The sequence below is a fragment of the Microbacterium sp. ZXT2-5 genome (assembly GCF_055329545.1).
Window position 1 is genome coordinate 1,028,991 of sequence record NZ_JBUZWD010000001.1, and the last position, 9,285, is coordinate 1,038,275.

Sequence of the window (9,285 nt, forward strand, 5' to 3'; positions counted from 1 at the left end):
CACGAGGAAGCGTCGAGCGGAGGCATCCGGTGTCGGCGCGCGTGAGCCTGGCGGCCGTGGCGGCGGCGGCCGGGGTCAGCGTGGCGACGGCATCCCGCGCACTGTCCGGTCGCGGCGACCTGGCCCCTGCCACTCGACGTCGGGTGCTGGCGACGGCCCGCACGCTCGGCTACGCGCGTGACCCCGCCGTCGGCGGGCGGCCGCCGGGATCCGCGCGCCTGGTCGACCTGGTGCTCGGCTGGTTCCACAACGCCTACTCCGACGAGGTCACCGCCGGCGCCCGCAGCGCCGCGGCCGCCGCCGGCTACGACCTCGTGCTGACCGAGGAGCGCGACACCCCCGACGACGACTGGCCGATGCGCATCCGCCGGCGCGGTTCGGCCGGCGTGGTGCTGGGACTCATCTCGCCGACGGCGTCGCAGCTGGCGGCGCTGAACGACGCCGAGATCCCGGTCGTACTGATGGATCCGCAGGCCGAGACGTCGCGCGGTCTCACGAGCGTTCGCACGACCGACAGGGAGGGCGGTGCGGCAGCGGCGATGCACCTGGCCGACCGCGGCGCCACCCGGTTCGCGGTGGTGCTGGGGTCGCCGCCGTACCGCTACGGCCGTGCGCGGAACACCGGCTTCCGCGAGGCGCTGCGCCTGGTCCGCCCCGACGCCGACCTCGTCGCGGTGCAGGCCGACTGGGGCGGAGCGGCGGCGCGCGAGGCCGCGCTGCCCGTCCTGCGCGGCCTCCGGCCGGGAGAGCGGCTGGGGGTCTTCGCATGCTCCGACGAGATGGCGGCGGGCGTGTACTCCGCAGCCGCGGCGACCGGGCGGCGCATCCCCGACGACGTGCTCGTCGTCGGGTTCGACGACCTGCGGGGGGCGCGCTGGCTCACGCCGCCGCTCACCACCGTGCGCCAGCCCATCCGCGAGATGGCCGCGGCGGCCGTCACCGCGCTCACCGAGGCCGCCGCGGGTGCGACCCTGCCGCCTGGACCGATCCTTCTTCCCACCCGCCTCATCGAGCGCGGCTCGACCTGAGCGCTCCCGGGGTCACCGGAGCCCGCGCCCGACCCGATCCCCACAGGTCAACCGCGCTTCCGCAGGAGGTTGAACCGTTCCAACCTCCTGTGGAGTCGCGGTTGACCTGTGGCGCGACGGGGTGAAGACCCGAACCACAGAGAAGAGCGGATGCCGCGGCGCACGGCATCCGGACGGACCGACGGCCGCGGCATCCGAACCGGACGAAACGTCCCCTCCGGGCCCGTGGGGCACGCGAGTAGCGTGGGAGAACCTCCGACGGAAGGGCTCTCCCATGTCCACCACCGCGCAGTCCGTGACCCGACGCCCAGCCCGCAGCGACGCGGAGCTGCAGCAGATGGCGAAAGACCACCTGTGGATGCACTTCGCCCGCCAGTCCGTCATGACCGACGGCCCCGGCGTGCCCATCATCGTCAAGGGCGAGGGCCACCACATCTGGGACTCGCAGGGCAAGCAGTACATCGACGGTCTGGCGGGCCTGTTCGTCGTGGCCGCGGGCCACGGCCGCCGCCGCCTCGCCGAGGTGGCCGCCAAGCAGGCCGAGGAGCTGGCGTTCTTCCCGATCTGGTCCTACGCCCACCCCGCCGCGATCGAGCTCGCCGACCGCCTCGCCGGCTACGCGCCCGGCGATCTGAACAAGGTGTTCTTCTCGACCGGCGGCGGAGAGGCGGTCGAGACGGCGTTCAAGCTCGCCAAGTACTACTGGAAGATCCAGGGCAAGCCCACCAAGCACAAGGTGATCTCCCGCTCGGTGGCCTACCACGGCACGCCGCAGGGCGCGCTCGCGATCACCGGCATCCCGGCGATGAAGGAGATGTTCGAGCCGGTCACGCCCGGCGGCTTCCGCGTGCCGAACACCAACTTCTACCGCGCCGCCGACATGGGCGCGCCTGCCGACGACCTCGAGGCGTTCGGCGTGTGGGCGGCCGACCGCATCGAGGAGATGATCCTGTTCGAGGGCCCCGACACCGTCGCCGCCGTGTTCCTCGAGCCCGTCCAGAACTCGGGCGGCTGCTTCCCGCCCCCTCCCGGATACTTCCAGCGCGTGCGCCAGATCTGCGACAAGTACGACGTGCTCCTGGTGTCGGACGAGGTCATCTGCGCGTTCGGACGCATCGGCCACATGTTCGCCTGCGACGCGTACGGCTACGTGCCCGACATGATCACGTGCGCCAAGGCGATGACCAGCGGCTACTCGCCCATCGGCGCCACCATCGTGAGCGACCGCATCTACGAGCCGTTCGCGCACGGAGACCGCGCGTTCTACCACGGCTACACCTTCGGCGGCCATCCGGTCTCGGCGGCGGTGGCCCTGGAGAACCTCGACATCTTCGAGGAGGAGGGCCTCAACGAGCACGTGCGCGAGAACTCGCCGCTGTTCCGCTCGAGCCTCGAGAAGCTCACCGATCTGCCGATCGTCGGAGACGTCCGCGGCGACGGCTACTTCTTCGGCATCGAGCTGGTCAAGGACAAGGCGACGAAGGAGACCTTCGACGACGACGAGTCCGAGCGGCTGCTGCGCGGGTTCCTGTCCAAGGCGCTGTTCGACGCCGGGCTGTACTGCCGCGCGGACGACCGCGGCGACCCCGTCATCCAGCTCGCGCCGCCGCTGACGGTCGGCCCGGCCGAGTTCGATCAGATCGAGCAGATCCTGCGCAGCGTGCTGACGGAGGCGTGGACGCGCCTGTGACGCCTGGCGGGCTCAGTCGTCGGAGTCGGACTCGGATTCGTCGGGCTCGGGGATGACGGTGAGCCCGTTCGGGCCGCTCGCGGTCCGCATGAGCTCCTCGACCCAGCGCCGGTTGATGCGGGGCTGGCGGCCGCCGAAGAAGTGGAACTGCAGCGGCACCGACGGATGGATCCAGAAGCTGCGACGGCCGCTCCCGTCCCCGATCTCGACGTCGAACATGAAGGGCTCGGAGCGCCGCAGCTTGTTCATCATGACGATGCGGAGATGGGCGAGAGTGCGGTCCTCGATGTCGACCGCGTTCGCGTTCGTGTCGTAGATGAACCTACCCATGGCAGGAGCCTACTGGGTCCTCATCGCGGGGCGAACGCCGCGGCGAAAAGGGCCCGCGCACGCCGCGCGACCGCCGGTCGCTGCGCCGGGTCGGCCCGCGCCAGCTCGGTGGCGAGCATCCCCGCCGCGAGCGTGACGTCCTCCGCCTCGATGTGCGAGCCGACGCGCCCCGCCGTCCGGTCGCGCGTCAGCAGGCGGTCGACGAGCACGCGGAACCGCTCACCCATCGCCGCGACCCGCCCGTCGGCGGGATCCGCCGTGACCAGCTGGATCAGCGCGGTCGAGCCCACGGCCTGATCGACGACGCGATCGAGCAGGTCCTCGATCGTCCGGTCGGACGCCGCCGAGTACTCCTCGAGCTCGCGCACGTTGTCTTCGAAGACGGCGACCGCGAGCGCCGTGCGGTCGGGGAAATGACGGTACAAGCTCCCCTGGCCCACTCCGGCGCGCTTGGCAACGGCGCTGAACGGCGCGCCGAGACCGCCCTCGGCGTAGACCTCGCGGGCTGCGGCGATGAGGGCGCGCCGGTTGTCGGCGGCCGCGGCCGGCCCGCGATTGCGGCGGGGAGTCGAATCGGGGACTGCTGTGCGGGGCACGGGTGTAGCCTAGTACCGGACATAGATGTCCGGTAGGAGCCGCCCCGAAGGTCCCGCACCCGCATCCCGGACGTCCCGCTGCCGGCAGAAAGGGAAGAACTCATGACCACCGACACCGCGCTCCTCACCGGAGCGTCCACCATCCAGGCGTGGCTCGACCACCCGGCCGGAGGCCCCGCGCTGCGCGGCCTCCTCTCCCAGGGCGGCCAGAGCACCGACGCCCTCGCCCCCGTGGCGGGCCTCCCCATCCGCAACCTCGTCGCGATGAGCGGCGGCGCCTTCCCCCAGGCCGCGCTGGACGCCCTGGTCGCCCAGGTGAACCCGGACGGCATCGCGGCCGAGGCGGACGCCGACCCCGGCGACGCGCCGGCCGCGGAGTGGGCCGAGAAGATCACGTCGGGCCGCTTCACCGGTCAGACCGTCATCGTCACCGGCGCCGGATCCGGCATCGGCCGCGCGACCGCTTCGCGCGTCGCGCGCGAGGGCGGCCGCGTGATCGCCGTCGACGTGAGCCAGGAGCGTCTGGACGAGTTCGTCGCGGCGCATCCCGGCGCGGACGTCGTGGCGCTCACCGCCGACATCACCGACGATCAGGGCGTCGCCCGCATCGTCGAGGCCGCCGGCGACCGCATCGACGCCCTCGCCAACATCGCCGGGATCATGGACGACATGACACCGGTCGGCGAGGTCACCGACGCCGTGTGGGACCGCGTGTTCCGGGTCAACGTCACGGGCACGATGAAGCTCATGCGCGCGGTGCTCCCCACGATGCTCGCGCAGGGCAGCGGCTCGATCGTGAACACCTCGTCGGAGGCATCCCTTCGCGGCTCCTCGGCCGGTGCCGCCTACACCGCGTCCAAGCACGCGGTGGTCGGCCTGACGAAGTCCAGCGCGTTCATGTACGGCCCCAGCGGGATCCGCGTCAACGCCGTCGCACCGGGGCCGGTGATCACCAACATCGAGGCCGCCTTCAACTCGCCCCTCGGCGCCGACCGCGTGCGCGCCGGCATGGCGATCATGCCGCCGCCGGTGACCGCCGACCGCCTCGCCGCGTCGATCACGTTCCTGCTGAGCGACGACGGCGTCAACGTCAACGGCCAGAACCTCGCCAGCGACGGCGGCTGGTCGGCGGCCTGACCTGCGGCCGGTGGACGGGCCCGCCCCCCGGTCGTGGGGCGGGCGCCGTCGTCAGCCGCGGAGGCGAGCCAGGCCGGCGACGTCGTAGGCGAGCTCGACGGCGTCGAACACCGCGGCGTCGATCGTGCGGGGCGCGAACGCGTCGCCGATCGTGAGGACGCGGGGCGCGGCATCCGTCATCCCGCCGGGGATCGTGACCGACGCGCGCGGCTCGATCGCCACGACGGCCTCGAGCGCCCCGATCGTGCCGGCGACGCCGGTCAGCGCATCGCTCACCCGGACCGCACCGGCCGCGACCCCCTCGACGCGGTGGGCGGCGCGCCGGCGGAAGCCGCCGTGGGCGCCCAGACGCTCGAGCAGCAGCGGACGGTCGTAGCCGGCGCCGATATGGGGGAACACGGTCTCGAACGGCGTGACGAGCTCGAGCTCGTCGACGTGCGGCAGGAGCGTCAGGACGATGCCGGCGGCATACGCGGTCCCGTCGGCGTCGACGACCGCGATCCTCCGCCCGAGCGGCCGGGCACCGGTCTCGGCGCCGGCGGTGCGAGTCACCGCGGCGAACGCGTCGATCGTGCCCGCCGCCGGGAAGCCGCCCGCGTAGGCACCCCCGAGCGCGAGCGACGTCGACGCGGGGGCGACGGCACCGGTCGCGACGACGATGCCGTCGGCGCCGAGTCCGCGCAGCGACTCGGTCGTCGCCTCGACGCCGAGCCGCACGTCGACGCCTGCGGCGGCGAGGTCGCGCTCCAGATCGTCGACGAGCAGCCCGACGCTCTCGCGCCCCGGCACGCGGCGAGCGAGCCGCAGCTGGCCGCCGAGCTCGCCGGAGCGCTCGATGAGCGTCACGGCGTGGCCGTCGGTCGCGAGCTCGACGGCGGCGCGCATGCCCGCCGGTCCCCCGCCGACCACGACCCACCGCTGCGCGGTCGCCGCCCGGGGCCGCGCGCCCCGCTCGAGCTCGCGCCCCGCAAGCGGGTTCACGGTGCACGACATGGCCAGGCCGCGACTGCCGCGGCCGAGGCATCCCTGGTTCAGCCGGATGCAGTGACGGATGCCGGGCTCCGCGACGCCGGCGGGCCCCGGTCCGTGCGCGGTCCCGGGTCCGATGAGCTTGCGGCCGAGGTCGGGGTCGGCGATCTGCGCGCGGGTGAGCGCCACCATGTCGGCGATGCCCGAGGCGACGACCTCCTCGGCGTCCTCGACCGTGCGCGCGGCGCCGACCCCGAAGACCGGCACGTCGGGGTTCGCGGCCTTGACGGCCGCGACGTCGTCGCGCAGCCAGGCGTACGGCATCGGCGAGGACGGGAAGACGTAGTGGACGTTGTGGTACCCGCCGCCGGCGAGGTCGAGGAAGTCGATGCGGGCCTCCGCGCGGAGCCGGTCGATGACCTCGCGCATTCCCGCGCCGTCGACGCCGTCGGGGTGGAACTCGTTCGCGACGATCCGGGTGCCGACGGTGAAGTCGTCGCCGACCCGCGCGCGCACCGCGCGCAGCACCTCGCGCGGGAAGCGGGTGCGCCCCTCGATGTCGCCGCCGTACTCGTCGCCGCGCGCGTTGTAGAGCGGCGAGAGGAACTGGTGCAGCAGATAGCCGTGCGCCATGTGGATCTCGACGCCGTCGAACCCGCCGTCGCGGGCGTGCTCGGCCGACAGCGCCCAGCCGTCGACGAAGGCCGCGATGTCGTCGTGGTCCATCTCGCGCGTGGCGTGCGCGGTCGACGGCGAGAGCAGTCGCGACGGGGCGTACACCGCGCGGGGGCCGTCCGGACCGTCGGGCTGTGCCTGCGCGCCGTGGTGGTTGAGCTGCACGAAGATCTTCGCGCCGGCCTCGTGGACGGCATCCGTCATCTTCTTGGATGCCGCGACGCTCTCGGGGCGGTAGGCGTCCTCGAACCCGCGGATCGACCCGGTGGGGTGCACGAAGTGGTTGCCGGCGACGAAGAGCCCGCACCCGCCGTGCGCCCGCCGCACGTAGTACGCCGTCTCGCGGTCGGACTCGACGCGGTCGGAGTACTGCTTCGAGTGCGCCGTCTGCATGATGCGGTTGGGCACCGTCACGGCCCCGATCCGCAGCGGCTCGGCGAGGACGGAGGAGCGGATGCCGGGACTCGCGGTCATCCTCCGAGCCTACGTCGCCGCCCCGCGGCGCCCGCCGAGTAACCGCGACGTCGTCGAACGACCACGCTGTCGGCGACGGTGACGTGGTCACTCGCCGAGATCGTGGTTACTGGGCAGGGGTGCATACGCGCGGATGCCGCGGCCGGCGGCGGCCTGCGGGCGGCGTCAGAGGCGGTCGAGGGCCTGGTCGAGGTCGGCGACGAGGTCATCGATCGACTCGATGCCGACCGAGAGCCGCACCACCTCCGGAGGGACGGCGAGCTCGGTGCCGCGCACCGAGGCGTGCGTCATCTCGTCGGGGTAGTTCATCAGCGACTCGACCCCGCCGAGCGACTCGGCCAACTGGAACAGACGCGTCGACTCGGCGAGACGGCGCGCGGAGGCGGCATCCGCCAGCGCCACCGAGACGATCCCGCCGAACCCGCTCATCTGCCGGGCGGCGACCTCGTGGCCGGGGTGCGACGGCAGGCCGGGGTAGTACACGCGCTCGACCGCGCCGTGGCCCGAGAGGAATTCGGCGATCGCGTGCGCGTTCTCACTGTGGCGCCGCATGCGAAGGGGCAGCGTCTTGATGCCGCGGGTCGTGAGCCACGCGTCCAGCGGGCCCGACACGGCGCCCACGGCGAACTGCAGGAACTTCGCCTGCTCGTACAGCGCGTCGTCGTTCAGCACGAGCGCGCCGCCGACGACGTCGGAGTGCCCGCCGAGATACTTCGTGGTGGAGTGCACGACCACGTCCGCGCCGAGCGACAGCGGCTGCTGCAGCGCGGGCGACGCGAAGGTGTTGTCGACCACGACGAGCGCACCCGCCTCGTGGCCCAGCCGCGCGAGCCCGGCGATGTCGGTGATGCGCAGCAGGGGGTTGCTCGGGGTCTCGACCCACACGATGCGCGCGGGGCGCTCCTCGAGCGCCGCCCGCACCGCGCCCAGGTCGCTCATGTCGACGACGCGCACGCCGATGCCCCACGCGCCCAGCACGCGCGCGATGAGCCGATACGTGCCGCCGTAGACGTCGCTGCCGAGCAGCACCTCGTCGCCGGGCTCGAGCGCGGCGCGCAGCAGCGCGTCCTCGGCGGCGAGGCCCGAGGCGAACGACAGGGCGTGCGCGCCCCCCTCGAGTGCGGCGAGCTGCGTCTCGAGGGCGGTGCGCGTCGGGTTGCCGCTGCGGCCGTACTCGTAGCCGCCGCGGAGCCCGCCGATGCCGTCCTGGGCGTACGTGGTCGAGAAGTGCACGGGCGGGATGACGGCGCCCGTCGCCGGGTCGAACGCCTGGCCGGCGTGCACGGCGCGGGTCTCGAAGCCGGCGTCGCTGTTGTGATCGGTCATTCGGTCGCTCCTTCGTGGGGGGCTTCGGCGGTGGTGCGGTCGTCGGCGAGAGCGGATGCCGCGGGCTCGACGTCGAACCCGTGCTCGCGCATCCAGTCGTTGTCGTAGAAGCGCTTGAGGTAGCCGCGGCCATGGTCGGGCAGCAGCACGACGACGACCGCGTCGGCCGGAAGGCCGCGCGCCGTGCGCAGCGCCGCCACGACGGCCATACCGCTCGATCCGCCGACGAGCAGCCCCTCCTCGCGGGCGAGGCGGCGCGTCATCGCGAACGTCTCGGCGTCGGGGATGCGGTGGATCTCGTCGGGGACCGAGGGGTCGTAGCTGTCGGGCCAGAAGTCCTCGCCGACGCCCTCGACGAGGTAGCCGTGGATCGGGCCGCCGGAGTAGATCGAGCCCTCGGGGTCGGCGCCGACGACACGGACCCTCCCGCCCGAGACCTCGTGCAGGTACCGTCCGGTACCGGTGATGGTGCCTCCCGTGCCGATCCCGGCGACGAAGTGCGTCACGCGGCCGTCCGTGTCGCGCCAGATCTCGGGCCCGGTCGTCTCGTAGTGGCTGAGCGGCCCGTTGGGGTTGGCGAACTGGTTCGGCTTGAAGGCGCCCGGGATCTCGCGCACGAGGCGGTCCGACACGCTGTAATACGAGCGCGGGTCCTCCGGCGGCACGCTGGTGTCGGTGACGACGACCTCGGCGCCGTAGGCCCGGAGCACGTCGACCTTCGCGCCGGCGAACTTGTCGGGCACGACGAAGATCATGCGATATCCACGCTGCAGGGCGACAAGCGCGAGACCCACGCCGGTGTTGCCGCTGGTGGGCTCGACGATCGTTCCGCCGGGCCGCAGCTGCCCGTCGCGCTCGGCGGCGTCGATGATGCGGCGGGCGATGCGGTCCTTGGCGGAGCCGCCGGGATTGAAGTACTCGACCTTCGCCAGCACGGTGGCGGCGATGCCGTCGGTGACACGGGTCAGGCGGACGAGAGGGGTGTTGCCGACGAGGTCGGCCACGCTTTCGGCGTAACGCACGGGTAGGTCCTCGGTGTTGCCGCGCGGGTGCACGGGGA

8 protein-coding genes are annotated in these 9,285 nt (G+C 73.0%); 3 read left to right on the plus strand and 5 right to left on the minus strand.

Going from position 1 to position 9,285, the window contains the following annotated elements; translation table 11 throughout:
* Nucleotides 1-29: 29 nt before the first annotated feature.
* Both ACZBH1_RS04440 and ACZBH1_RS04445 read left to right on the plus strand, forming a co-directional pair.
* Nucleotides 30-1,028, plus strand: coding sequence for a LacI family DNA-binding transcriptional regulator (locus tag ACZBH1_RS04440; protein ID WP_463645635.1), 999 nt, complete (start codon nt 30-32; stop codon nt 1,026-1,028).
* 274 nt (nt 1,029-1,302) lie between these two features.
* Complete coding sequence (locus tag ACZBH1_RS04445; RefSeq protein ID WP_336393658.1) at nt 1,303-2,718, plus strand: aspartate aminotransferase family protein; 1,416 nt, start codon at nt 1,303-1,305, stop codon at nt 2,716-2,718.
* 12 nt (nt 2,719-2,730) lie between these two features.
* Here the strand turns inward: ACZBH1_RS04445 and ACZBH1_RS04450 are convergent, their stop codons facing one another.
* Together ACZBH1_RS04450 and ACZBH1_RS04455 are read right to left on the minus strand one after the other, a co-directional pair.
* Nucleotides 2,731-3,048 carry a DUF7882 family protein gene (locus ACZBH1_RS04450; RefSeq protein ID WP_336393659.1) on the minus strand — a complete coding sequence of 106 codons (318 nt, stop codon included), beginning with the start codon at nt 3,046-3,048 and terminating at the stop codon, nt 2,731-2,733.
* A 20-nt stretch (nt 3,049-3,068) separates the two neighbouring features.
* Nucleotides 3,069-3,644 (minus strand): TetR/AcrR family transcriptional regulator, encoded by a 576-nt coding sequence (locus ACZBH1_RS04455; RefSeq protein ID WP_336393660.1) that lies wholly within the window; start codon nt 3,642-3,644, stop codon nt 3,069-3,071.
* Between the two features lie 102 nt (nt 3,645-3,746).
* On the opposite strand from ACZBH1_RS04455, the gene ACZBH1_RS04460 reads away from it, so the two are divergent.
* Nucleotides 3,747-4,781, plus strand: coding sequence for an SDR family NAD(P)-dependent oxidoreductase (locus tag ACZBH1_RS04460; RefSeq protein ID WP_452323996.1), 1,035 nt, complete (start codon nt 3,747-3,749; stop codon nt 4,779-4,781).
* Between the two features lie 51 nt (nt 4,782-4,832).
* Here ACZBH1_RS04460 and ACZBH1_RS04465 read toward each other — a convergent pair whose 3' ends face one another.
* The 3 genes from ACZBH1_RS04465 to ACZBH1_RS04475 form a co-directional block, all read right to left on the minus strand.
* Nucleotides 4,833-6,899, minus strand: coding sequence for an oxidoreductase (locus ACZBH1_RS04465; RefSeq protein ID WP_463645636.1), 2,067 nt, complete (start codon nt 6,897-6,899; stop codon nt 4,833-4,835).
* Between the two features lie 165 nt (nt 6,900-7,064).
* Complete coding sequence (locus ACZBH1_RS04470) at nt 7,065-8,225, minus strand: cystathionine gamma-synthase (protein ID WP_336393663.1); 1,161 nt, start codon at nt 8,223-8,225, stop codon at nt 7,065-7,067.
* Nucleotides 8,222-9,247, minus strand: coding sequence for a pyridoxal-phosphate dependent enzyme (locus ACZBH1_RS04475; protein WP_463645637.1), 1,026 nt, complete (start codon nt 9,245-9,247; stop codon nt 8,222-8,224). The genes ACZBH1_RS04470 and ACZBH1_RS04475 overlap by 4 nt, the downstream gene beginning before the upstream one ends.
* Between the last annotated feature and the right edge of the window lie 38 nt (nt 9,248-9,285).

Bases quoted from the DNA above. Each gene is read 5' to 3' on its own strand.
- ACZBH1_RS04445 (WP_336393658.1), top strand. From the start codon at position 1,303: ATGTCCACCACCGCGCAGTCCGTGACCCGACGCCCAGCCCGCAGCGAC.
- ACZBH1_RS04450 (WP_336393659.1), bottom strand. From the start codon at position 3,048: ATGGGTAGGTTCATCTACGACACGAACGCGAACGCGGTCGACATCGAG.
- ACZBH1_RS04460 (WP_452323996.1), top strand. From the start codon at position 3,747: ATGACCACCGACACCGCGCTCCTCACCGGAGCGTCCACCATCCAGGCG.
- ACZBH1_RS04465 (WP_463645636.1), bottom strand. From the start codon at position 6,899: ATGACCGCGAGTCCCGGCATCCGCTCCTCCGTCCTCGCCGAGCCGCTG.
- ACZBH1_RS04470 (WP_336393663.1), bottom strand. From the start codon at position 8,225: ATGACCGATCACAACAGCGACGCCGGCTTCGAGACCCGCGCCGTGCAC.